18 protein-coding genes are annotated in these 24718 nt (G+C 67.4%); 7 read left to right on the forward strand and 11 right to left on the reverse strand.

Translation table 11 applies throughout. The features are described from left to right. On the reverse strand, positions 1-1361 hold a 1361-nt coding region (gene dnaX / locus E4J93_RS03740; protein ID WP_147588145.1), incomplete at its 3' end, for a DNA polymerase III subunit gamma/tau. 154 nt (positions 1362-1515) lie between these two features. After that, the gene (locus E4J93_RS03745) at positions 1516-1752 is read right to left on the reverse strand and encodes a hypothetical protein (RefSeq protein ID WP_147588146.1); all 237 of its coding nucleotides are present in this window, start codon (positions 1750-1752) and stop codon (positions 1516-1518) included. A gap of 444 nt (positions 1753-2196) precedes the next feature. Between E4J93_RS03745 and E4J93_RS03750 the strand changes: the two genes are divergently transcribed. From E4J93_RS03750 to pknB, 6 genes are all read left to right on the forward strand, one after another. Next, positions 2197-4047 (forward strand): serine/threonine-protein kinase, encoded by a 1851-nt coding sequence (locus tag E4J93_RS03750; RefSeq protein ID WP_147588147.1) that lies wholly within the window; start codon positions 2197-2199, stop codon positions 4045-4047. Beyond that, positions 4044-5039, forward strand: a complete 996-nt coding sequence (locus E4J93_RS03755) for a DUF3662 and FHA domain-containing protein (RefSeq protein ID WP_147588148.1) — start codon at positions 4044-4046, stop codon at positions 5037-5039. The genes E4J93_RS03750 and E4J93_RS03755 overlap by 4 nt, the downstream gene beginning before the upstream one ends. Before the next feature lie 5 nt (positions 5040-5044). After that, the gene (locus tag E4J93_RS03760) at positions 5045-5458 is read left to right on the forward strand and encodes an FHA domain-containing protein (RefSeq protein WP_147588149.1); all 414 of its coding nucleotides are present in this window, start codon (positions 5045-5047) and stop codon (positions 5456-5458) included. Continuing rightward, positions 5455-7611 (forward strand): Stp1/IreP family PP2C-type Ser/Thr phosphatase, encoded by a 2157-nt coding sequence (locus E4J93_RS03765; RefSeq protein ID WP_255431904.1) that lies wholly within the window; start codon positions 5455-5457, stop codon positions 7609-7611. The genes E4J93_RS03760 and E4J93_RS03765 overlap by 4 nt, the downstream gene beginning before the upstream one ends. Beyond that, positions 7608-10487: an FtsW/RodA/SpoVE family cell cycle protein gene (locus tag E4J93_RS03770; protein ID WP_147588150.1), complete on the forward strand. Its 2880-nt coding sequence runs from the start codon at positions 7608-7610 to the stop codon at positions 10485-10487. Before E4J93_RS03765 ends, E4J93_RS03770 begins: the two co-directional genes overlap by 4 nt. 88 nt (positions 10488-10575) lie before the next feature. Further along, a complete protein-coding gene (pknB, locus tag E4J93_RS03775) occupies positions 10576-12540 on the forward strand; it encodes a Stk1 family PASTA domain-containing Ser/Thr kinase (protein WP_147588151.1) in 1965 nt (654 codons plus the stop codon). A gap of 253 nt (positions 12541-12793) precedes the next feature. Here pknB and E4J93_RS03780 read toward each other — a convergent pair whose 3' ends face one another. After that, positions 12794-13279, reverse strand: a complete 486-nt coding sequence (locus E4J93_RS03780; RefSeq protein ID WP_147588152.1) for a hypothetical protein — start codon at positions 13277-13279, stop codon at positions 12794-12796. A gap of 218 nt (positions 13280-13497) precedes the next feature. Further along, positions 13498-14109, reverse strand: a complete 612-nt coding sequence (locus E4J93_RS03785) for a hypothetical protein (RefSeq protein ID WP_222705688.1) — start codon at positions 14107-14109, stop codon at positions 13498-13500. A 229-nt stretch (positions 14110-14338) separates the two neighbouring features. On the opposite strand from E4J93_RS03785, the gene E4J93_RS03790 reads away from it, so the two are divergent. Then, positions 14339-14758, forward strand: a complete 420-nt coding sequence (locus E4J93_RS03790; RefSeq protein ID WP_147588154.1) for a hypothetical protein — start codon at positions 14339-14341, stop codon at positions 14756-14758. A gap of 175 nt (positions 14759-14933) precedes the next feature. Here the strand turns inward: E4J93_RS03790 and E4J93_RS03795 are convergent, their stop codons facing one another. The 7 genes from E4J93_RS03795 to E4J93_RS03825 all read right to left on the reverse strand — a co-directional run bounded on the left by E4J93_RS03795 (position 14934) and on the right by E4J93_RS03825 (position 24516). Beyond that, complete coding sequence (locus E4J93_RS03795) at positions 14934-15119, reverse strand: hypothetical protein (protein ID WP_147588155.1); 186 nt, start codon at positions 15117-15119, stop codon at positions 14934-14936. Between the two features lie 195 nt (positions 15120-15314). Beyond that, positions 15315-17918 carry an ATP-dependent chaperone ClpB gene (gene clpB, locus E4J93_RS03800; protein ID WP_147588156.1) on the reverse strand — a complete coding sequence of 868 codons (2604 nt, stop codon included), beginning with the start codon at positions 17916-17918 and terminating at the stop codon, positions 15315-15317. A gap of 404 nt (positions 17919-18322) precedes the next feature. Next, a complete protein-coding gene (locus E4J93_RS03805) occupies positions 18323-18736 on the reverse strand; it encodes a heat shock protein transcriptional repressor HspR (protein ID WP_147588157.1) in 414 nt (137 codons plus the stop codon). A 50-nt stretch (positions 18737-18786) separates the two neighbouring features. After that, complete coding sequence (locus E4J93_RS03810; protein WP_147588158.1) at positions 18787-19743, reverse strand: DnaJ C-terminal domain-containing protein; 957 nt, start codon at positions 19741-19743, stop codon at positions 18787-18789. A 313-nt stretch (positions 19744-20056) separates the two neighbouring features. Beyond that, the gene (locus E4J93_RS03815) at positions 20057-20842 is read right to left on the reverse strand and encodes a nucleotide exchange factor GrpE (protein WP_255431905.1); all 786 of its coding nucleotides are present in this window, start codon (positions 20840-20842) and stop codon (positions 20057-20059) included. A gap of 26 nt (positions 20843-20868) precedes the next feature. Further along, positions 20869-22758: a molecular chaperone DnaK gene (dnaK, locus tag E4J93_RS03820; RefSeq protein ID WP_147588160.1), complete on the reverse strand. Its 1890-nt coding sequence runs from the start codon at positions 22756-22758 to the stop codon at positions 20869-20871. A 720-nt stretch (positions 22759-23478) separates the two neighbouring features. Further along, the gene (locus E4J93_RS03825) at positions 23479-24516 is read right to left on the reverse strand and encodes a hypothetical protein (protein ID WP_147588161.1); all 1038 of its coding nucleotides are present in this window, start codon (positions 24514-24516) and stop codon (positions 23479-23481) included. Positions 24517-24718: the final 202 nt, after the last annotated feature.

Below are 24718 nucleotides of genomic sequence, written 5' to 3' on the forward strand. Positions count from 1 at the left end.
GCGGCAGCCGGTCCAGCGGCGCGCGAGGTCGGCGCAGCCGGGCCGGCCGCATTCCGGACCGATGCCGCGCCGGCCGGTCGGCCGGCAGCCACCGCGGGCCCCCGTCCCGCCATGGCAGCGGGCGCGGCCCCCGCACCCGCAGCGGGAGCAGCGCCGGGCATCGACGCCATGGGGGCGGCCGCAACGCCGGACGCCACCTGGGCCTCGAGCCGAGCCAGACGCTCGGCCAGCGCCTCCAGCGTGAGGTCGGCCTCGGGACGCGCCAGACGCGTGCACGCGACCTCCAGCACCAAACGCGTATCGCTCGCGTTCCTCATCTCCAGCGCGGCGTCGTCGAGCGCCGTGAGGGTGCGCGCCACGCGGTCGGCGCTCTCGAACAGCCCCGCCTCGGCAACGAGCTCCTCGACCTCGTCGGGCGTGCCGTCGATCACCCCGGACGCACCGCCAACCAGGCGCGCCGCATACACGTCGCGCAGGTGCGCCACCAGGTCGCGCGTGAGCTCCATGAGGTCTTTGCCATCTTCCACCTGCGTGCGGATGAGCCCGAACAGCCCCACCACATCGCGCTTGGCAATCGCGCGGGCGAACTCGGCCAGCACGGTCGATGCCACCTCGCCCAGCAGCGAGCGCGCATCGTCCGCTGCAACCGACCCGTTGCCGAAGACCGACAGCTGCTCGAGCGTCGACAGCGCATCGCGCATGCCGCCGCGCGCATGCCGCGCCACGATCTCGAGCGCCTCGTCGTCGTACGAGAAGCCTTCCTGCTCGCAGATGAAGCGCATGCGGCCCACGATATCCTCGTTGGAGATGCGGTGGAAATCGAAGCGCTGGCATCGCGACAGGATGGTCTCGGGCAGCTTCTGCGGATCGGTGGTGCACAGGACGAACACCACGTGGCTCGGCGGCTCCTCAAGCGTTTTGAGCAGGGCGTTGAACGCCTGCGTGGTAAGCATGTGGACCTCGTCGACGATGTAGACCTTGTACGCGCCGCGTACCGGCGCGAAGTTCACGGAGTTGATGATCTCCTCGCGCACGTTGTCCACGCCCGTGCGCGACGCGGCGTCGAGCTCGTACACATCCGGATGCGTGCCGGCGGCGATGGCCTCGCACTCGGGGCAGCTACCGCAGGCCATGCAGCCCGACGCGCCCGTGGCGCGCGCGGCCTCGGCCCCCTCGCACAGCAGCGCCTTGGACAGGATGCGCGCCATGGTGGTCTTGCCCGTTCCGCGCGGCCCGCAGAACAGGTAGGCATGGCCCAAGCGCCCCTCGGACACCGCGTGCTCGAGGGTCGCCACGATATGCTGCTGGCCCACCACGCTCTCGAAGGTGAGCGGGCGATATTTCCTGTAAAGCGACTCCATGGGACCTCTTCCTCATCCGCTGGACAAAGCGTGCGGGCGCACCGATGGCGCGCACGCGACGCCCTTCGCGCCGCTCCGCGCAAGCGATGGGCGCCCCACCATAATACCGTGCGGGCTGCGGCGCGCACCCGCCGCGACACCGAGCATCTTGGAACTACAGACCGTAGTCGCGCAGACGCCGGTCCATCTCTCGAAGCGTTGCCCGCATGGCAAAGAGCTGCTGGTAGGTTGCGCTTTTTGTCTTCCCGGCATCGCGCAAGCCGGCCATGCGGTCGCCGACTTGCGCAAGGTCGCGGCGCACATCCTGCGCGAACGCCTCGAACGCCGCAAGCCGCTCCGCTGCGACCCCCGCATCCGAAGCGCGCCCGTCGCCAGCACCGTTTTCGCTCATTTTGACCTCCCTGGACGCAATGACCCCATGGAGAACGCCCGGTCATTGCGCAAATGTACGATTTTTTCCGACAGCCCAAAGTATCCAACAGTTTACACGCGATTTACCTGCGGTTTCTTCAGCGAAAAATGCCGTGTATCCAGCACCTCCAAATATTTTCGTACATTTGCGCGCTTTTGCGCCGGCAGCCCCCGCCCGGCCGCGCCATGCACGCCTCGCGGCCGATTTCAGCCGAGCGCCCGGCCCGGCCGACCACCCCGCCCGGCCCCGCAGCCCTCCCGGCAGCCCCCGCCCGGCCGCGCCGGCCCTCCCAGCAGCCACCCCGCCCGGCCGCGCCGGCAACTCGCCCGGCCGCGCCGGCCCTCCCCGCTAGCGGAGGCGGGGTGGTACACTTATTCGAACCATGCCTTTACATGCACCTCAAACACCCTAGAAAGGCATCGCATGCCCCTGTTTTCCCAACAGCGCACGCACGCGGCGGGCGCGCCCCTGGCATCGCCCGCGCCTGCCGGAGCCGCTGCATCCCACCTGCTCAAGCGCTACCGACCGCTCGAAACCCGCGCGGCCGGCGGGTTTGGCACCGTGGAGATCTGCCTCGATTCGCGTCTGCAGCGCCGCGTGGCCATCAAGCGCATCCCGCTGGGCTCGCCAAACAACCGGGCCGCCGTCGAGGCCATCGCCGCCGCCCTGCGCGAAGCGCGCACCATGAGCCTGCTGCAGCACCCCAACATCGTCTCGGTGATCGACTTCACCTACGACACCGGCTACGCCTACCTGGTCATGGAGTACGTCGACGGCGTGACCCTCGAGGAGTTCCTCACCGCCGTCGACGGGCACTCCCTCACCTTCGACGAGGCCGCCTGCATAGCCGATGCGCTGGTCCAGGCGCTGGACTGCGCGCATGCCAACGGCGCGCTGCACCTCGACATCAAGCCCGCCAACGTGCTCATCGACCGCAGCGGTCACGTCACGCTCACGGACTTCGGCATGGCCAAGCTCACCAGCGCCGCGGGGTTCGGCGGCGCGCGCGGGGGCACCATCGGCTATATGCCGCCCGAGCAGCTGCGCAGCGATCGCGTCGACCGCCGCAGCGACATCTTCTCGCTCGCCTGCGTCCTGTACGAGTCGCTCTGCGGCTTCGCGCCCTTCGTGGCAGCCACCCCCATCGACTCCATGACCCTCATCAACGAGGGCGTCACCCCGCCCGACCAGCTGCTGCGCCGCATGCCCGAAGCGTCCAACGAGGCGCTGCTCTGCGCGCTCGATCCCGACATCAACAACCGCATGCGCACGGTGGCCGACTTCGGCGCGCGCTTCCTCGCGAACCTGGGCGACCCCCGCGAGGGGCAGCGCAGCCTCGCCGCCATGATCGAGCAGATCACCTCCTACGAAAACGACGCCTCCGAGCCCGAGCCCGACGAGCCCGATGAGCCCACCTGGGTCTACGACCCCGTCGAGGGCCACCTGGGCAGCCGCACCCCGCTCGCGCGCCGGCGCACCGCGGCCGCGATCGCGGGCGTCTCGGTCGTCATCGCCACGTTCTCGGTGCTCGAAACCATCGGCGTCGCCAGTCCCTTCGCGCGCCTCGTGGCCGCGCTGGCCGTGGGCGCCGCCGCGGCGACGGCCCCGCAGATCGGGTCGGCGCTCGCCTTCACCGGCCTGCTCTTCATGGTGCTCGACGCCACGCCGCTTGTCGCCGCGCTGCCGGCGTGCATGATCTTCGTGGCGCTCACCGGCTCCTGGTGGATCGTATGGGGCCGCTCCTACCCGGCCGCGTCGTCGATCCTCGTGGCCCTGCTCGCCACGGCGCTCGCGCTGCGCGACCCGGTGCTGCTGGCGCCCGCCGTGGCCGCCGCAGCCGGCTACCTGCTGCCGCCCGTCGTATGCGCCGCCACCGTCCCGCTGGGCGTCGGCGTGGCGGCGACGTCCCTCGCGGCACAGGCCGCCGGCGGCTTCCTCGACGCGGGCACCGCCGTCCGGGCGCTGCTCGCCCCCGAGGCCCTGGCGGGCATCGCAGGCGCCACCGCGCTCGCCGTCATCGTCTCCTTCCTGCTGGAACGTGCCTGGGCGGGCTACCAGGAGACGTCCTCGGCCCTTGGATACGCCGCCGCCTGCGCGTCGGCCCTGGTTCTTTCGGCGGCCGCGCTGTGTCTTGCACACCCTATGGAAATTACCAGCCCGTCCGTCGTGCAGCTCGCAACAGGGGCGGCCGTGGCCGCCCTATCCTCTATAATCGTTGGGATATGCGTATTTTCGCTTGGATACAGAAAAGACCCGGAAGGTGATCGCTCGTGAACTTCCTGAACATCTTTGAAGACCGCGTCGCCGGCATCTTCGGCGCCACCCGCGCCCCCTTCTCCTTTAAGAAGCTCGCCAAGCAGGCAGCCCATGAGATGGAGGACCAGACGCTCGTCATCAACGGTGTGAACACCGCCCCGGCGCTCTACACCATCCTCATCGCCAACGACGACGACCCCCTCATGGCGCCGTTCTACCCGCAGCTCTCGCGCGAGGTGAGCGAGCTCGTCAAGGCACAGGCCGAGAAGAAGCACTACGTCTTCGTGGGCGAGCCGTTGGTCCGCTTCATGATCGACCCCTCGCTCAAGAGCGGCCGCTTCTCGGTGTTCGCCGAAAACGTCGACGCCCCCACCCTGGGCCGTCTCTACGAGGAGGAGCGCGCCTACCAGGCAGGCCTCTCGGCCAAGAGCGCCCAGCAGCCCTACCCCGCGCCCGCGCCCGCACCCGCGTCCGCCGCAGGCCCCGTAGCCGCCCCCGCGGCCGCTCCCGCCGCAGACGACCCGTTCAACGGCGCAGACCCGCTGGCCCCGGCCGACCCGTTCGCCCCCAACCTGCCCGATCCCGCCGCGCCCATCCCCGTGCCGCAGACCTTGAGCCGCGAGGCCCTGGCCGGCCTGGGCGGAGCCGCGGCCACCGGCGGGGCCCTGGGCGCCGCCGCGGGCGTAGCCGCCAGCATGTCGACGCCGCGCCCCCAGCAGGTCGCGCAGGCACGCGCGCAGCTGGTCGACGTGGTGACGGGCGACGTCCTCGACGTGACGGGCAACCGCTGCGTCGTGGGCCGCGAGCGCGCCGCGGCCGACGTGGTCCTGCGCGACCCCAACGTCAGCCGCCGCCACGCCCAGCTCACCTTCACCGGCGCCGATTGGTCCATCGAGGACCTCAACTCCACCAACGGCACCCTGGTGAACAACCGCCGCATCACCCGCTGCCCCCTGCGCAGCGGCGACCTGCTCACCTTCGGCCTGAGCACCTTCGAATTTAGGGGCTAATCACCATGATCGACCTCATCCTCTTCGCCGGACGCATCATCCTGGTCGTCCTGCTCTATATCTTCCTGTTCGCCGTCATGAAGACCGGCGTCGGCCTCGTGCGCGGCCAGCGCCGCGACTCGGCGATCTGGACCATCGACGTCGACAAGGGCCCCCGCGGCATCCGCGGCATCCATGTCGACATGCTGGGCCCGGTCATCGTAGGCCGCTCCCCCAGCTCCGATATCTGCATCAACGAGCCGTTCGTCTCGGCCAGCCATGCACGCTTCTCGCTGCAGGGCCCCGCCCTGGTGATCGAGGACCTCAACTCGCTCAACGGCACCCTGGTCAACGGCCGCCAGCTCATCGAGCCCGCCACGCTGCGCGAGGGTGACGAGGTCCAGATCGGCGACGTCGTTATGAAGGTGAATCGCCGATGACAGACGATAGCGCCCGCACGCGCGCCGAGCTCTCTCAGGCAGACCATCCCCGGGATGCGCGCCGCGCGCCCGAGGATGAGCCCGGCTCGATGCGACCATCGGGGCCGGCCCATGCCGATCCGAACGGCCCGACCATCCCCTCAACCGAAGAAACCGAAGACGCGACGCTCTTCGGCATGGCCGGCACCGCGCCGGCTTCGTCGTTTGCGGGCGATGCGGCGGCCGAGCCGACCGCATCGCCCGAAGCCGCCGTCGACGCGCCCGCCGCGAACGCCCCAAAGCAGGCGGAAGCCGTCGAGCTCCTCGCGCCCGATCCGGCCCTGGTGCCCGAGCTTCCGCAGGACGAGCCCGCCCCGGAGGAGTCGGCGCGCCCCGATACCACAGCCGACCTCGAGGAAGCCGCCGCCCGCTACGCTGCGCAGCAAGCCGAGGCCGAGGCCGCGGGCGCCGCATCCGCAGCGACCGACGGCACGCCCCGACCCGACACAACGGCCGACCTGGAAGAGGCGGCCGCCCGCTACGCCGCGCAACAAGCGGCCGCGCAGGCCGAAGCCGAGGCGGATGACCCCGTGACGGAGCCCGAGGCCGAGGCGCCCCGGCCCGACACCACCGCCGACCTTGAAGAAGCCGCTGCCCGCTACGCCGCCCAACAGGCGGCGGCGCAGGCCGAAGCCGCGGCGGCGGGCGAGGACACGACCCATGCGGTCCCCGCGTTCCTCGCCGCGGCATCCACGGGACACGGCGCCGCGTCCCCCCATCCCGCTGCCGCCCCCGACGGCGCGGAGCGGGTCATCTCCCCCGAGGACACCGCCGAGATCGACGTGGCCGCCGTCGAGTCCAAGCTCAGCGACCCCGGCTCGACGCAGAGCTTCGCTCCCGTCACCGACGACCTCATCGATACCGCATCCACCTACGACGCCGGCACCACCATGCAGCTGCGCTGGGGCGCCCGCTCCGACGTGGGCTGCGTGCGCTCGCATAACGAGGACTCCTACCTGGTGCAGTCGCCGCTGTTCTGCGTGTGCGACGGCATGGGCGGCCACGCCGCCGGCGAGGTAGCGAGCTCGCTCGCGGTCGAGACCATCGCCAAGACCGCGCCGCATAGCGCCGACCCCGCCCTGCTGGGATCGGCCATCGAGGCCGCCAACGCCGCCATCATCGAGGCGGCCGTCAACGGCCTGGGCAAACCCGGCATGGGCTGCACGGCCACCGCCGCCTACATCGAGGGCGGCACCGTGGCCATCGCCCATGTGGGAGATTCGCGCGCCTACCTGCTGCACGAGGGATCGCTCATCCGCGTCACCCGCGACCATTCCTACGTCGAGGAGCTCGTGGACGCCGGCGAGATCACGGCAGACGAGGCCCGCGTGCACCCCAACCGCTCGGTCATCACCCGCGCGCTGGGGTCCGATCCCGCCATGTACGCCGACCACTTCGCCCTCAACATCGAGGAGGGCGATCGCCTCATCCTGTGCTCGGACGGCCTGTCCAGCATGGTGTCCGACGGCGAGATAGAGGTTATCGCCACCCAGTCCTCCACCGCGCAGATCTGCACCGACAACCTCGTCGACGCGGCGCTCGCTGCCGGCGGCGGCGACAACGTCACCGTCATCGTGGTGGACCTGGTGGACGACGGGAAGCTCCGCGCCATCGCGCGCAAGCGCAAGCGCAACGCCATCCTGTCGCTCGTCGCGGTGCTCTCCGTGATCGCGCTCGGCGGCCTCATCACGCTCTTCTCCATCTCGAACTCGGTGTACCTGGGCGTGAAGGACGACGCGGTGGCCATATACAAGGGCACGCCCCACTCGTTCATGGGCATCGAGCTCAACTGGCTCGAAGACGAGACGTCCGTGATGCTCTCCGACCTGCCCGAGGACACCCGGCACCGCCTGGAAGAGGGCATCCCCCAGGCCAGCGTCGAGGAGGCCACCGAAACGGTGTCGAAGTATCGCAAGCAGATCAGCGACGAGCAGCTGCAGCAGGCCGAGATGGCCAACGCCGTGCGCTCGGGCGCGGATCCGGCGGCCATGATCGGCCCCGTATCCGACCCCGCCGACCCCGCGGCGCCCGGCGCCGCAGACGCCGGCGCTTCCGTATCCGACCCCGCAGCCGTAGACCCGGCCGCCCAACCTACCGGAGGTGACGCCCAGTGAGCAGCCGTCGTAACACAGAACTGTTCCTCCTGATCGCGGCAGCGTTCCCCGTTGTCCTGCTGTACTCGCTCTTCGTCATCACCACCGGCGCCGCGCTCTCGTTCCAGACGCTCGCCGTCCCCATCGGCCTGTTCGCCGCCTTCGCCGCGGCCCACATCGCCGTGCGCTTCCTGGCGCCCGGCGCCGACCCCGCCATCCTGCCCGTGGTGTTCCTGCTCTCGGGCATCGGCATCACCTTCGTCACGCGCGTGCGGCCCAGCCTGGCCATGAGCCAGCTCATGATCCTGTTCGCCGCCATCGCGCTCATGGTGGTCACGCTCGTCTTGGTGAAGAACCTCGACGCGGTGAAGAAGTACAAGTACACGTTCGGCGCCATAGGCATCATGCTGCTGATCCTGCCCATGTTCATCGGCACCGAGATGTACGGCTCGAAGCTCTGGATCATCATCGGCGGATTCTCCATTCAGCCCGGCGAGTTCGCCAAGGTCTTCATCGTGCTGTTCCTCGCCGGCTACCTGGCCGAGAACCGCGAGCTGCTGTCCATCTCCAACCGCGAGATCTTAGGGCTGAAGATCCCGCGCTTCAAGCTGCTGCTTCCGCTGCTGGTGGTCTGGGGCATCTGCCTGCTCATCGTCGTGTTCGAGCGCGACCTGGGCAGCGCCGTCCTGTTCTACACCATCTTCCTGCTCATGCTCTACGTGGCCACCGGCCGCATCTCCTACGTGATCATCGGCTTCATGCTGCTGGCCGTGGGCGGTCTGGGCGCCTATAAGTTCCTGGGCCACGTGCAGACGCGCTTCCAGATCTGGCTCGACCCCTTCGCCGACCCCTCGGGCTCCGGCTACCAGCTGGTCCAGTCGCTGTTCTCGCTGGCCGACGGCGGCCTGGTGGGCACGGGCATCGGCAAGGGCATGCCCACCCTCATCCCCGTCGTCGAGTCCGACTTCATCTTCTCCGCCATCGGCGAGGAGATGGGCCTGCTCGGCGGCGCGGCCGTGCTCTTCCTGTTCATGCTCTTCGCCGTGCGCGGCCTCACCACCGCCGCGCGCGCCAAGTCCGACCTGGCGGCCTTCTGCGCCACCGGCCTCACGGCGGCCATCTCGTTCCAGGCATTCCTCATCGTGGGCGGCGTCACCCGCCTGGTGCCCCTCACCGGCGTGACCCTGCCCTTCATGAGCCAGGGCGGCTCCTCGCTGCTGGCGAGCTTCATCATCGTGGCCCTGCTGCTGCGCGCGGGCGACGAGGCCACCGGCCGCGAAGCCGAGCTCGCCGGCACGGGCATCATGGCCGCGCAGGCAGGCGCGCGGGCACAGGTGAGCTCCGTGGGAACGCGCATCTTCGGCGGCCGCGCGGGCGCCACCGGCTCCGCCAGCGCCTCGCATGCCCGCTCCGGCTCGCGCCTGCAGCGCCGCACCCTCGACACGCCCGAATCGGGCGTCCTGGGCCGCGTCGCCCTGGCCAAGCGCCTTACGGTGGCGGTGTTCGCCTTCACCGCGCTGTTCGCCATCCTCATTGGCAACCTCACCTACATCCAGGTGTTCAAGGCGAAGGACTACCAGAACATGTCCTTCAACAACCACTCGATCCTGAAGGCGGCCTACGTCAAGCGCGGTTCCATCATCACCTCCGACGGCGTCACGCTTGCCGAGTCCGTCCAGCAGGAGGACGGCACCTTCACCCGTTCGCACCCCAACGGCAGCCTCGCCGCGCAGGCCGTGGGCTACTACTCCAACCGCTACGGCGCCACGGGCGTCGAAGCGCGCATGAACGAGACGCTCACCGGCGCCAAGGACTACTCGAGCTGGGCGAACGCCGTCAACTCGCTGGCCGGCATCACGCAGCCCGGCAACTCGGTGAAGCTCACCATCGATTCGCGCATCCAAAAGGCCGCCGAGCAGGCGCTCTCGGGCATGAAGGGTGCCATCGTGGTGCTCGACCCGCGCACCGGCGCCGTGCTGGCCTGGGCGAGCGCGCCCACCTACAACCTCGACGATATCGAAGGCGCCCTCAATGCGGGCGAGGACAGCAACGTGTCGCTGTACGACCGCGCCACGCAGGCCCTCTACACGCCCGGCTCCACCTTCAAGGTCATCACGCTGGCCGCCGCGCTCGACTCGGGCACCGCCGGCCTCACCGACACCTTCCGCTCGCCGGGCAGCATGGAGATCGGCAACGCCGAGGTCACCAACATCAAGGGCACCGACCACGGCACCATCAGCCTCAACAAGGCCTTCGCCTATTCGTCCAACGTTGTCTTCGGCCAGCTGGCCAACAAGATCGGCGCCGACACGCTCGTCCAGTACGCCAACGCCTTCGGCTACGGCACCGAGCTGGGCCAGGACTTCTCCACGGCTGCCTCCATCATGCCCGACCCGAGCGTGATGACCGAGTGGGAGCTCGCCTGGGCGGGCGCCGGACAGCCGGTGGGCCAGGGCCACGTAGCCGGTCCCCAGACCACGCCCATGCAGAACGCCGTCATGGTCGCCGCCGTCGCCAACAACGGCATCGCCATGAACCCGTATGTGGTCGCGCAAACGCTTTCCCCCGAGGGCACCGTGATCAAGAGCACGCAGCCCCGCTCGCTTGGCCAGGCCATGAGCGCCAGCACCGCCACCCAGATGAAGGACGCCATGCTCGGCGTCGTCGAGGGAGGCTCGGGCAGCGCCGCGGCCGTCGCCGGCGTGAAGGTGGCCGGCAAGACGGGCACCGCCGAGACCGGAGCGCACTCCAACTCGGTGTTCGTCGGCTTCGCCCCCTTCGATACCCCCACGGTGGCCGTGTCCATCATGCTTGAGGATTATGACGTCCACGGCGTCTCCGCCGCTTCGGTTGCCAGCACGATCATTCGGGCCGCACTCGAAGCCCAAGGGTTGTGATAGCCGGGCAGTAATCGTTATCACTTCTGCGATGCCCGCCATCGCAGCGTAAGAAGTCGCACGCATTATTAGGATGAGGAGATTGAGAATGGAAGAATCGCGTGTTCTTGGGGGCCGCTACCTCCTGAAGGACAAGGTCGGATCGGGCGGTATGGCAACCGTCTACCGTGCACAGGACCAGGTGCTCAACCGCACCGTCGCCGTGAAGATCATGCTGCCGCAGTACGCCGGCGACGCCACGTTCGCCGCCCGCTTCAAGCAGGAGGCCCAGGCGGCGGCCGGCCTGCAGAGCCCCTACATCGTGGGCGTCTACGACTGGGGCCGCGACGGCAACACGTATTTCATCGTCATGGAGTACCTGCGCGGCACCGACCTGAAGAGCGGCATCCGCAGCCATGGCGCGCTCGACCCCAAGAAGGTCGCCCAGATCGGCAGCCAGATCTGCGCCGCGCTTTCCGTGGCCCACAAGCACGAGATCGTCCACCGCGACATCAAGCCGCAAAACATCATGGTGCAGCCCGACGGCAACATCAAGGTGATGGACTTCGGCATCGCCCGCGCTAAGAACAGCCACCTCACGCAGGACAACAACGTCCTGGGCACCGCGCATTACGTCTCCCCCGAGCAGACGCGCGGCCAGGAGCTCGGCGCCACCAGCGACATCTACTCGCTGGGCGTCGTGATGTACGAATGCGCCACCGGCCGCGTGCCGTTCGACGGCGATGACGCCATCTCCGTCGCCCTCAAGCAGGTGAACGAACTGCCGGTTCCGCCCAGCCAGATCAACCCCGGCGTCGACCCCGTGCTCGAGCGCATCATCCTGCGCTGCATGGAGAAGGACGCCGCCAACCGCTTCCAGACGGCCGACGAGCTGCGCGCCGCCCTCAACTCCTACCTGCAGGGCCGCAGCGTCGAGGTGCCCGAGCCCACGCGCGTCATCTCCGGCGTGGCCGGCGGCATGGGCGCCACCGAGACCCGCGTCATGAACGACTCCACGCAGGCCATGGCGCGCCCGGTCGCCGCTGGCCAGAACGCGGCGCGCACGGTCGCGGGCAAGGGCTCTCCCAGCGCAACCGCCTCATTCGACGACGAGAAGCACGGGCCCGGCAAGGGCAAGGTCGTTGCCATCGTCCTGGGCGTGGCGGTCGTGATCGGCCTGGTCTTCGCCTTCATGTCCGGCGTCTTCGGCGGCAACGAGGTCAAGACCGTCGAGGTTACCGACGTCATCGGCTGGGAGCAGGAGGCGGCGGTGAGCAACCTCAAGGCCGCCGGCTTCACCAGCTTCGATATCACACAGGAGTACAACGACGAACAGGACGCCGGCAAGGTGTGCGACCAGAGCCCCGACGGCGGCCGCACCGCCAAGACGTCCGACACCATCAAGCTCGTGATCTCCAAGGGCGAGAAGCCCGCCGAGCAGACCAAGGTGCCCACCCTCACCGGCCTCACCCAGGACCAGGCCGAGACCGCGCTCAAGGACGCGGGGCTGAAGGGCAAGGCCATCGAGGAAGCCAACGACGCCGATGAAGGCACCGTCTTCTATCAGGGCACCGAGGCCGGCACCGAAGTCGATATCGACTCCGTTATCGAGTACAAGGTGTCCACCGGCCCCAGCACCACCTCCGTCCCGTCGCTCGAGGGCATGACCAAGAGCCAGGCCGAGAAGGCGCTCAACGACGCCGGCTTCGGCGTGCACTGGGACGAGTCGTTTAGCGATTCCGTCGCGAAGGGCAACGTCATCAGCTGGAACCCCAGCGGCAAGCAGGAGCCCGGCACGCAGATCACCGTGACCATCTCAGCCGGCAAGGAGCCCGAGCCCGAGGGCGTCGACGTGGACGCGCTCGACCTCAACGGCATGGCCCAGGAGGATGCGCAGAAGGCCATCGCGAACGCCGGCCTGCGCTACAACGTGGTCGAGCAGCCCAGCGCCAACATCGCTAAGGGCAAGGTCATCACCTATGCACCGGCAGGCAAGCAGCCCAAGGGCACCACGATCTGGATCTACATCTCCACCGGCTCCGCATCGGCGGAAAGCGGCGACTCCGAGCAGTAGAGCGCCCGTTGGGACCGGCCACACGGCCACCGCATCGCTTCATCCAAAAAGGAGGCTTCGGCCTCCTTTTTTCATGCGCGTCGGCGAGGGCGCACCCGCTCGCAGCCGCTGGCGCGCCCTCGCCAAGCAGCGATGCGCATGCACGAGCACGGCCGCCTATAACCTCGACGCACGAAAAAGGGAGGCCGTACGCCTCCCCCCTCAAGCATGTGGATCGTAGTCGAGCGAACCTGCGCACGCGCCCGCTTGTACGCTACTTGCGAACGGCGATACCGTACGCCTGGCTCACCTCGTTGATAAAGCGAACGAACTCCTTGTAGTCGGCGCCCGGCACGCGTATGGTGCGCTCGAGGTTCTTGCTCGTGTAGAACAGCACCGGCACGCCGTTTTCCTTCTTCACGCGCACCGACGACACGCGGTTCCACGGATGGCGCACGCCGTCGAGGTACACGGCCGTGCGGCCCACCCCGTTGCGCACCGTCGCGATGAACGACGCGAAGCAGAACAGCACGAACGCCGTTCCAACCGCCGTAAGGCCGGCGCCGCTGATAACGAGGTTGAACACGGCGAGCACCACGAGCACCACGGCCACGGCATACGCCCACTTCCCGCGTGGGATCTCGTAGACCATCGAGCGGCGCTGCTCCAGCAGCATATACAGGGTGTAGCCCAGCAGAATCAATCCGACCACGATAAGCGCCGGCGCCAGGAATCCGCGCTGCGCGGCGATGCTATCCATCTCTTCGTCCTTTCAGTCGTAAGCGCTATCAACCGTACCGCCGATTCGCCCGTACCGCCAGCATGAAGCCGCGACCAACGCAAAACCCATGCCGCTAGGCCGGGATGCACGAAGGACGACAAAAGCCCGGCGGCTCGCGAAAGCCCCTTCATGGATGCAGGGAACGGGACGTAAAGCCCGGGCCTCGGCGTCCGAACGGCTGGACCGCCCCGGCCCCGCTACCGAACCGTACGGGCGGCGCGAACGGAGGCGCGCTCCATATCGCGGTACCGCGCAGCGGCACGGACCTCGCCACGGCGCTCGTACTGCAGCGCCAGCAGGCGGCATAGACGCGCGCACTCGATCGGCGACGTATCCTTCAGCCTGCCCTCCATGCTCGCGATATGCGCCGTAGAGCCGTCGAAGGCCACGTCGAACATCTCGCGGCACACGCGCGCCGCGGCCTTCTCGTTCATGCCCTCGATGCGCTCGAGCATCGCTCCGGCGCGCTTCTTATCGCCCTTGTCCAGATAGAAATCGAATGCCGTGGTAAACAGCGCCATCTGCTGCGGCTTGGTCATACGAAGCTGCAGCATCTCCTCTATGGTGCGTGTAGCGTCCGACGTCCGGCCAAGCTCGACCTGGGCGCCCAGTTTCATCGACAGCTGCTCGTAGCGCGTATAGATCACGCGGGCCAGCGGCTGGTCGAGGAGCTCGAGCACCTTGTCGTAGGAGCGCTCGGCGCACAGGCGCTCGACGCGCGCCGGCAGCATGCGCTTGCGCGCCTCGACTACCAGCAGCGCCAACACGGCCGCAACTAGCAAGACTATGAGAATCGTATTCGTTGTCACGTTGCATCCCCCCGTTTGCGCAGCGCTTCCGCACCGGGCGGGCCCGGCGCTCGAGACGATCCGTTGTTCAGCATGCGGTAAAGCATGGTAGCAGTGTTTGACCCCCGCACGGCCGCATGGCGCCCCGATGCCGAGTCTTCACGCATGTCACATCTTGGATGGGGGTATCATGGAGACATCCAACGGCCCGGGCGAAGACGCCTGCCAAAACCTCCAAGGGAGAAGTTCCATGTCGCAGAATCGCAAGATCCTCAAGGTCGTCAGCCTTATCCAGGCGCTCGTCGGCCTCGCCGCGCTCATCGCCGGCATATTCGCCATCGTCAACGCGCAGGACAGTGCCGGCACCTTCGAGGTCTTCGGCACCACGATCGACGCCTCGCTGGGCTGCATGGTCCTGGGCGCGCTGAGCGTCATCACGGGCGCCTGCACGTTCGGTTCGTGCGCGCTCGGCATCCAGGGCGCCAACCGCCCCAGCTCGCTCGGCGCGCACGCGCCCCTCTCGGTGGCGGCGCTCGTACTGGGCATCCTCGCCACCATCTTCGGCACGTCGGTCAACCTCGTGCTGGCCGTCATCTCCGGTGTCGCCGCCGTGCTGGCGCTCTTCGCCGTTATGTACGACGGCCGCGTCCGCAAGGAGCTCGACCGCTAGCAGCGCCTCCAGCCCGCGTCGCGCCCGCGGCGTTACGCCGCCAACGCACCCAACACGCCAAGCCCGGCGTTCGCCCCGCTCGTTGCAGCAGGCGAACGCCGGGCTTTTCGCCATCGCGGCACACGCGGGCGCTCCCCGCGCCGCATAACGGGCATCACGAAACCGTAGACGAGCGCTAGCCCCAGGGATCGCGGTCGAACAGCGCCTCGGGTTCGGGCCTACGGTCCGAATAGGAATCGTAGCCGTCGTCGTCCTCGTTCTCCGCCCGGACGAACGGGTCGCGCGGGCGCTGCCGGCGCTCCCGCCGCAGCTTCTCCTCGAGCGCGCGCCTCACCTCTTCCGGCGAGCTCTTCCGAACCATATGCGCCTCCTTTCCGTTCGCCCACATTGTAGCGCCAAGAGCGCACCGACAACCAACCTGCCCCAAGGAGAACGACGTCGCGGGCAAGAAGAAACAAGGGGCCGCACGCATGCAGCCCCTTGCCGTCCATTCACGAAAGCGCCTCAGCACCGCACTCGATGGCGACTGCAGCGCCGCGCGCACGTCAGCGCGCCCTTACGCCTCGTAGCGCACCGACTCCACATCGGACACCACGAAATTGTTCTGCGCGTCCACGTCCACCGTCACCTCGTCGCCCTCGCGCACGCGGCCGTCGATGATGGCGCGCGCGATCGCGTCGACCACCTCGCGCTGGATCAGGCGCTTGAGCGGACGGGCGCCGAACACCGGGTCCAGGCCGCCTACCGCCAGCATCTGCTTGGCAGCCGGCGTGATGGCGAGCGTCATGCGCTCCTTCGCCATGCGACGACGCACGTCGGCCAGCTGGATATCGACGATCCGCTCGATCTGCTCCATGCCCAGCGGGTGGAACACCACGATGTCGTCGATGCGGTTCAGGAACTCGGGCCTGAACGTATGGCTCATCGCCTCGTCCACCTGGCGGCGCATCTCCTGCTCGTCGTGGCCCGCGTACTCGGCGATGGCGCTCGACCCCACGTTGCTCGTCATGATGATGATCGTGTTCTTGAAGCTCACCTGACGACCCTGGCCGTCGGTGAGGCGACCGTCATCGAGTACCTGCAGCAGCACGTTGAACACGTCCGGGTGCGCCTTCTCCATCTCGTCGAGCAAGATGACGCTGTACGGGCGACGGCGCACCGCCTCGGTGAGCTGGCCGCCCTCGTCGTAGCCAACGTATCCCGGAGGGGCGCCGATGAGGCGCTGGACGCTGAACTTCTCCATGTACTCCGACATGTCGATGCGCACGAGCGCGCGCTCGTCGTCGAACAGGCACTCGGCGAGCGCCTTAGCGAGCTCGGTCTTGCCCACGCCGGTGGGGCCCAGGAAGAAGAAGCTGCCGATGGGGCGGTCGGGGTCGGCGAGGCCCGCACGGCTGCGGCGCACCGCGGCGGCCACGGCGCGCACGGCCTCGTCCTGGCCGATCACGCGACGATGCAGCTCGTCCTCGAGCGTCTTGAGCTTATCCAGCTCACCCTGCATCATCTTGGCCACGGGAACGCCGGTCCACGCGCTCACCACCTCGGCAATCTCGTCGGACGTCACCTGCTCCTTCAGCCCCTCGCCGGATTCCTTCTGCGCGTCGAGCGCCTCCTCGGCCTGCGCGCGGTCGGCCTCGAGCGACGGAATCACCGAGTAGCGCAGTTCTCCGGCGCGCTCGAAGTTGCCATCGCGCGTCGCGCGCTCCAGCTCCCCCTTCGCGTCATCGATGCGGCCCTTGAGCTCCTGGATGCGGTCGATGGCGTTCTTCTGGTTGAGCCAGCCGGCCTTCGCCACGTTGAGTTGCTCCTGCGCCGTCGCGATCTCCTGGCGCAGCGCCTCCAGGCGTTCGCGGGACGCGTCGTCGGTCTCCTTCATGAGCGCCTGCTCCTCGATCTGCATCTGCGTGAGCTGGCGCGTGATGGCGTCGATTTCGACGGGCATGGAATCGAGCTCCATGCGCAGGCGGGATGCCGCCTCGTCCACCAGGTCGATGGCCTTATCCGGCAGGAAGCGGTCGGCGATGTAGCGGCTCGACAGGTCGGCGGCCGCCACCAGGGCGCCGTCGGTGATGTGTACGCCGTGGAAGATCTCGTACTTCTCCTTGAGGCCGCGCAGGATGGAGATGGTGTCCTCTACGCTGGGCTCGCTCACCATGACCTGCTGGAAGCGACGGGCGAGGGCCGCGTCCTTCTCGATGTACTTGCGGTACTCATCGAGCGTGGTGGCGCCGATGGCATGCAGGTCGCCGCGGGCGAGCGCGGGCTTGAGGATGTTGCCGGCATCCATGGAGCCCTCGGTAGCGCCCGCGCCCACGATGGTGTGCAGCTCGTCGATGAACAGGATCACGCGGCCGTTGGCGCGCTCGACCTCCTTGAGCACGGCCTTCAGACGGTCCTCGAACTCGCCGCGGTACTTGGCGCCCGCCACCAGTGCGCTCATGTCGAGCTCGATGATGTCGCGGTCGCGCAGCGTGCTGGGCACGTCGCCCGCCACGATGCGCTGCGCGATGCCCTCGACGATGGCGGTCTTGCCCACGCCGGGCTCTCCGATAAGCACGGGGTTGTTCTTCGTGCGGCGGCTCAGCACCTGGATCGTCCGGCGAATCTCCTCGGTACGACCGATCACCGGATCGAGCTTGCCGGCACGCGCGAGATCGCACACGTTGCGGCCGTACTGCTCGAGCGCCTCGAACTGCAGCCTGTCATCCTCGCTGGTCACACGATCGTCGCCGCGCAGCTCGGTGTAGACCTCCTCGATGCGCTCGCGCGTGACGCCCGCGTCGGCCAGGATGCGACCCGCCTGGCCGCGATCCTCGGCGAGCGCCATAAGCAGGTGCTCGGTCACCACGAAGTTGTCCTCCATCTTGGAGGCGAACTTCTCGGCGCGGTCGAGCACGCGCGTGAGCTCGCCGGACAGCCCGATCTGCGCGCCTCCGCTCACCTGGGGCGCCGCCTCGATGGCTTGCTGCGTAACCAGCGCCAGGCGCTTGGGGTCTGCCCCGATGCGCTCGATGATCACGGAGATATTGCGCTCGCCGCCCGTAAGCAGCGATGCCAGCAGATGGACGGGCTCCACCGAGCCGGCGCTCGCATCGCCCGCGATAGCGATGGCGTTTTGCAACGCCTCCTTCGAGGTCATCGCCAACTTGTCGATCCTCATGTCTATCACCTCTCTATGCAGCCCATCCCCGCACCTCGAACCGCTCACCTCAGTTTAGGGACAGGCACCAATCTGAGACCGGAATATGTCCCAGGTCGGCGCCCGCCTCAGATTAGTGCCTGTCCCTAATCTGAGAGCCCTAGGCGAAAGGCCTCGTGGCAGATGCAAAGCGGGCTGCGCTCGGCCGCCCTACGGGGCGGCACACTGTTCTGTCGAGAAGTATTGTTGCCACCGCAGGCCGGTCCTATACCTAAATCTAAGTCTCCATATATAAGATTTATTAAGCGCGTATATAACAAAGGTTACCGACTTCGCAAACAAAAACGGGGCGCATCGGCTTTTCGTGCCGATGCGCCCCGAACAACGCCCTCTACCGCGAATCGCATCGCCGCGTCCCGCGCTTCCTACAGGCCGCCCCCGCCCAGCAGGCCGCGGAGGACCTGCTCGGGGTTGGCGCTGCCGTCACGGGGAGCCAGCGCGGTGATGCGCTTCTGCATCTTGAGCTCGTGCAGCTCTTCCTGCGCGCGTCGCAACTGCTCGCGCAGCTTCTCGTTCTCGCGCTCGCGCTCCTCGGCGCGCTCTTTCATATCGAGGATGCGCACCACGCCGGCGAGGTTGATGCCCTCGTCGGTGAGCTGGTTGATCAGCTCGAGGCGCTCGATATCGCTTTGCGAGTACAGGCGCGTGTTACCGCCCGACCGCTTTGGGTTCACCAGGCCCTTTGACTCGTATACGCGCAGCGTCTGCGGGTGCATGCCCGTCAGCTCGGCTGCCACGCTGATCATGTACAGCGGCTTATCGCGTCCTTCCTGGGACATTTCTCCTCACCCTTCCCCTTATCCGCGCACGATGCGCGATGCGGCGCATCCTAGTACGTGCCGTGGTAGCGATCGACCTTCTCGCGATAGTCGCGCGTGTCGGCATCGCGCAAGGCCTCGAGCTTCTCGCGCTCCTCGTCGCTCAGGCGCATGGGTACCTGCACGGCAACCTTGACCAGCAGCGCGCCCTTCTTGCCACGATGCTTCACATCGGGCGCGCCCATATCCTTGAAGCGGAACGTCTTGCCGCCCTGCGTGCCCGCGGGCACCTTCAGGCGCACCGTGGCGCCGCCGGGCGTGGGCACGTCCACCGTGCAGCCCAGCGCGGCCTCGTACATCGAGATGGGCAGCTCCATGGTGACGTCGGCGCCCTTGCGCTTGAAGAGCGGGTGCTCCTCGACGTGCGTGGTCACCACCAGGTCGCCGCGCTCGCCGCCACCGGTGCCGTACTCGCCGCGGCGCTTGTAGCGTAGCTTGCCGCCGTCGACCGCTCCCGCGGGAACCGAGACCGTGATGGTCTGCTGCTCGCCCGTCGACGGGATGCGATAGGTCACCTTATGCGTGGTGCCGCGAAACGCGTCCTCGGCGGTTACATCGACGGTCAGCGACAGGTCGCTGCCCTTACGGCTGCGCGCGCGGGCGCCCGTAGCCCCCGCCGCGCCGGCAAAGCCCTGGCCCCAGTCCGTGCCAAACGCCCCCTCGCCGCGGAAGATGCTGTCGAAGATATCGCTCCAACCCGCGCCGCCGGCACCGGCGCCCGCGTAACCGTAACCGCCCGCGCCGCCGCCCGGCATGCCGCCGAACATGAGCATCTGGTCGTATTCCTTGCGCTTCTTCGCATCGGAAAGCGTATCGTACGCCTCGCTGATCTCCTTGAACTTCGCCTCGTCGCCACCGGCATCGGGGTGATGCTTCTGGGCGAGCTTGCGAAACGCCGTCTTGATCTCTTTGTCGGAGGCGTCGCGAGATACGCCGAGGACATCATAGAACGTCTTACCCTGTGGCATCGTCTGCCTCCCTTCCTGCGCGCCTTCCGGCCCGCTTGTTCATCGTCAAACTGTCGGCGCGGACGCCATGGCGCGCCCGCGACCGCGCGCGGACCGGACGCCTCCGAAGGCACCCAGCCCAGCTGCAGCCCAATCGGCCCGCACATCCGAAGGCGGCTCCACGTCGAAGCCGCCTGCACCCGAGCCGCGGGCCGCGGGCCCTCTGGCAGCCGGCTTGCCCATGCGCACCGTCGCGACGGCCGCCCGGCGGCGCCGCGCCTTATAAACAACTCAGGGCGCGCCGACGTGCGACGCGCCCTTCACGTGCTGATTTCTACTCCTCGGAGGCCTCGTCGACTTCCTCGGACTCGGCCTCCGGCTCGGGCGCGGGGCGCTTGGCGCCACCGTACGTCACCGTGACCATGGCCGGGCGCAGCACCTTGCCGCCCATGCGGTAGCCCTTCTGGTACACGTCGTTCACGGTCTCGTCGAACTGCTCGGCGTCCTCCACGCGACCCACCGCCTGGTGGACGTTGGGATCGAACGCCTCGCCAGCCGGGTCGATGACCTCGGCGCCCTCGTGCTCGAGAACGCCCATGATCTTCACGCGAACCGCGTCCACGCCGTCCACGAACTGACCGAAGCTCTCGGAGAGCTCCTGCGTGCGGGCATGCGCCAGCGCGCGCTCCATATCGTCGATCGAAGGCAGCAGCGCCATGATGAGCTTCTCCGTGGCGCGCTCGCGCTCCTCGTTGCGCTCGCGGGCGGTGCGGCGGCGGTAGTTCTCCCAGTCCGCCTGCAGGCGCGCGTGGCGCTCGACGGCGTCCTTGGCCTTGTCCTCGGCTGCCGCCTTGGCCTCGGCTGCCTCGTCAAGCTCGCGGCGCAGACCCTCGAGCTCCTTGGCAGCCTGCTCGTACTTGAACTTGAAGTCGTTCTCGGCCGCCTCCTCGCCAGCGCGGATCGCCGCCTCGACCATTTCCTCCTCAGTCATGGCCGGAGCATCCTGCCGGGGCTCGGCGCCCTCCTCGACCTCTTCAGACGCTACGGTCTCTTCTGCGGCCTCGGCGGTCTCGACGTCCTCCGTCTCGACCTCTTCCACCGACTCAACGGGGATCTTCACGTCTTTCTCCTTACGCGGGAACATCGTTAGTTGTTGGACTCGTCGTCGACGACCTCGTAGTCGGCGTCGACCACGTCGTCATCGGAGGAGGAGCCGTCGGTGCCGGCAGCCTGCTGCGCGTCGGCATATACCATCTGGGCGAGCTCGTAGGCTACGGACTGCAGGTTCTCACCAGCGGACTTGATAGCGTCCACATCGGAGCCCTCGAGCGCCTTCTTGGCGTCGGCGATGGCCGTCTCGGCCTTGGACTTGAGGTCGCCGGAGACCTTGTCGCCCAGCTCGTTCAGCGTCTGCTCGGTGGAGTAGCACAGGGAGTCGGTCTGGTTGCGGGCCTCGACCTCTTCCTTCTGCTTCTTGTCCTCCTCGGCGTGGGACTCGGCGTCCTTGACCATGCGATCGACTTCCTCATCGGAAAGCGCGGTGGAGCCGGAGATGGTGATGGACTGCTCCTTGCCGGTGCCCTTGTCCTTAGCGGAGACCTTCACGATGCCGTTGGCGTCGATGTCGAAGGTGACCTCGATCTGCGGCACGCCGCGACGGGCGGCCGGGATGCCGGTGAGCTGGAACTTGCCGAGCGACTTGTTGTCGCGAGCAAGCTCGCGCTCGCCCTGGAGCACGTTGATCTCGACGGAGGTCTGGTTGTCCGCAGCGGTGGAGTAGACCTCGGTCTTGGAGGTCGGGATCGTGGTGTTGCGATCGATCATCTTGGTCATGATGCCGCCCATGGTCTCGACGCCCAGGGACAGCGGGGTCACGTCGAGCAGCAGGATGCCCTCGACGTCGCCGGTGAGGACGCCGCCCTGAACGGCCGCGCCGTTGGCCACGACCTCGTCGGGGTTGACGGACATGTTGGGCTGCTTGCCGGTCATGGTCTTGACGAGCTCCTGGACGGCGGGCATACGGGTGGAGCCGCCGACGAGGATCACCTCGTCGACCTCGGAGAGAGAGACGCCGGCGTCGCGCAGGGCCTTGGTGACCGGGGCCTTGCAGCGCTCGAGCAGGTCGCGCGTGATGCGCTCGAACTCGGCGCGGGTCAGCGTGTAGTTGAGGTGCTGGGGCACGCCGTCGATAGCGGTGATGAACGGCAGGTTGATGGTGGCCTGCTGGGCGGAGGAGAGCTCCTTCTTAGCGTTCTCGGCCGCCTCCTTCAGGCGCTGCAGGGCCATGGGGTCCTGGCGCAGGTCGACGCCCTGGTCGGCCTTGAACTTGTCGGCCATCCAGTCGATGACGCGCTGATCCCAGTCGTCACCGCCCAGGTGGTTGTCGCCGTTGGTGGCCAGAACCTCGAACACGCCGTCGGCGAGGTCGAGCAGCGAGACGTCGAAGGTGCCGCCACCGAGGTCGAAGACGAGGACCTTCTGCTCCTTGTCCTGCTTGTCGAGGCCGTATGCGAGCGCAGAGGCCGTGGGCTCGTTGACGATGCGCTTGACGTTGAGGCCGGCGATGCGGCCGGCGTCCTTGGTGGCCTGGCGCTGGGCGTCGTTGAAGTAGGCCGGGACGGTGATGACGGCGTCGGAGATGGTCTCGCCCAGATACTTCTCGGCGTCCTCCTTCATCTTGGCCAGGGTCATGGCGCTGATCTGCTCGGGCGTGTACTCCTTGCCCTCGATCATGACGACGCAACGGCCGTTGGCGCCCTCCTTCACCTCGTACGGCACGGTCTTGAGCTCATCCTTGACCTCGGAGAACTTGCGGCCCATGAAGCGCTTGATGGAGAAGACGGTGTTGGTGGGGTTGGTGACGGCCTGGTTCTTAGCGGCCTTGCCCACGATACGGTCGCCGTCGGCGCGGAAGCCCACGACGGACGGGGTGGTGCGGTCGCCCTCGGCGTTCACGATGGTGGTGGGGGTGCCACCCTCCAGGACTGCCATGGCGGAGTTAGTAGTACCAAGGTCAATACCAAGAATCTTGCTCATGATTGACTTCCCTTCTGCGGTGCGGGCGCTCCGTGAGTCGCTGGGAAGCGCGCCGCGTTTTTTCTTTCGGTTTGTACTATATCCCCTTATTGGCTCTGTTATACAAAATCTAAGTCATTCCATATAAGATTTCTTAACTTCCACAGCAGCAGGGAAGCTGAGTGTCCCGCGATAGGGCCTTTCAGCTGCTCGAACCGGCAGCACGGACGGCCCTGCGCCGCTAAGCACCCGCCGTCAGGAATCCGCGCAGACGGGCACTCCCATCCGAAAACCTCCCGGCAGGCGCGGCAGCATTTTTTCCGTCAGGAATCCGCGCAGACGGGCCGTCTCGTCCCAAATCCTCCCGGCAGGCCAGTCGACCGGGCCCCTCCCGTCAGGAACCCGCGCCGCAGCCCCACCGTTCGCGGCATTCCTCCCGGGAGCCAAGACATCCCGCGCTTTCCTCCCGCCAGCGCGGCCCCGAAGTGCCTCCACGCGACAGGAAACCGCGGGCGAAACCCGCTGCCGTCAGGAATCCGCGCAGACGGGCCGTCTCACCCCAAATCCTCCCGGCAGACCAGGCGGCCGGATCCCAAACGTCAGGAATCCGCGCAGGAAGGCAATCCCATCCGAAAACCTCCCGGCAGGCCAGGCGACCGGACCCCTCCCGTCAGGAATTCGCGCCGAAATCGCCTTCGCGCGAAAAACCTCCCAGCAAGGCGTCCTCACGTTCGCAGCCCGCTACTCGACCGACCGGGATCCCGCGTCCAACACATCGCCTTCTCGCCGCGGAATGCCGAACGCTTTCAGCAATCCCTCCAAATAACCAGGTTCAAATACACGCGCAAATTGAATCCTCATCACGCGATAGCCGAGCGCCGCGATGTGCGATTCACGCCGCCGCTCTTTAACCAGCTCCTGCAACGCACCTTCACGGTACTTGCCCAACCCGTCGACTTCACCAACCACCCCGCCTTCCGGCAAATCCCAAAACTGGTCGGCCCGCATCGTCTGCCCCTCGTCGATTGGGTCTTCCAGCTCCATCTGCAGCTCGTGCGGAGGCATGTATCCCAACTCGTAAATGAGCCCCCTTACCAGGGACTCGCCGCCATTTTCCGACCTGCCGTCCGCATACGCGATCGCCTGAAATGCCCGCTCTGCCCGAATCCCCCTGAAATTGCACCGATTGAGGAACCGCAACAGCTCGTCCTTCTCGACAAGGCGGTACCGCAGCGCGCAGTCAAACAGCGGCAGCGCCTCATGCAACGGCAATCGTATCGCGCAATCTATCAACGTGCTGACGATATCGGTTGCACGGCAGCCCTGCACCTCTACCGTTTGACCGGCCACGGCGGCACGAAACACCGTACGTGCAGCATCGGCATCCCCGTCCTCGGCGGCAGCGCGCCGACCTGAAAAACCAACCGATCCGCCCCCCCGGGTTCGAGCCGAAAGAATATGAATCTGGCCAAGCAGCGCATGAGAGACCCACAAGCCGTGCAGCACCGCCGCCGACACCCCGCAATACACGGTGCCCGGCCACATAAGCGCTCTCGTCTTAAGAATGCAGACCGCCCTTTTGCGCTCCTGGCCGTCCATTGTTTCCCAAAAACCCTCCCGCGCGTACATCCCCGTCCACGGACGCACCACTCGGCCGGATTGAACACGCCGCGACAGCGCCTTCAACTCCGCGTTGGATTCGGGCCACAGCAACAACCCCATCCGCTCGGCTTCCTCAAACCGCTCCTCGAGCGCCCGCTCCCGTTCCGTCATCCGCATATCGACCCCCTTCTCGGTGAAGGCGCACGATACGGCACGAAATGGATGGCCATCGTATTCTTGCTAACAAAAAGCTCCGAAAGGAGTGACCTCTTGCCCGAGTGCCGCTAACACCCCTGGCAAGCACCGTGATCATGCGACCCATCTCCGTTGACTGCGAGCTCATCCACCCAAATATTCACTGCAATATCATTTCTTTCGT

Source organism: Collinsella sp. BA40, assembly GCF_008014645.1.
Lineage (GTDB): Bacteria > Actinomycetota > Coriobacteriia > Coriobacteriales > Coriobacteriaceae > Collinsella.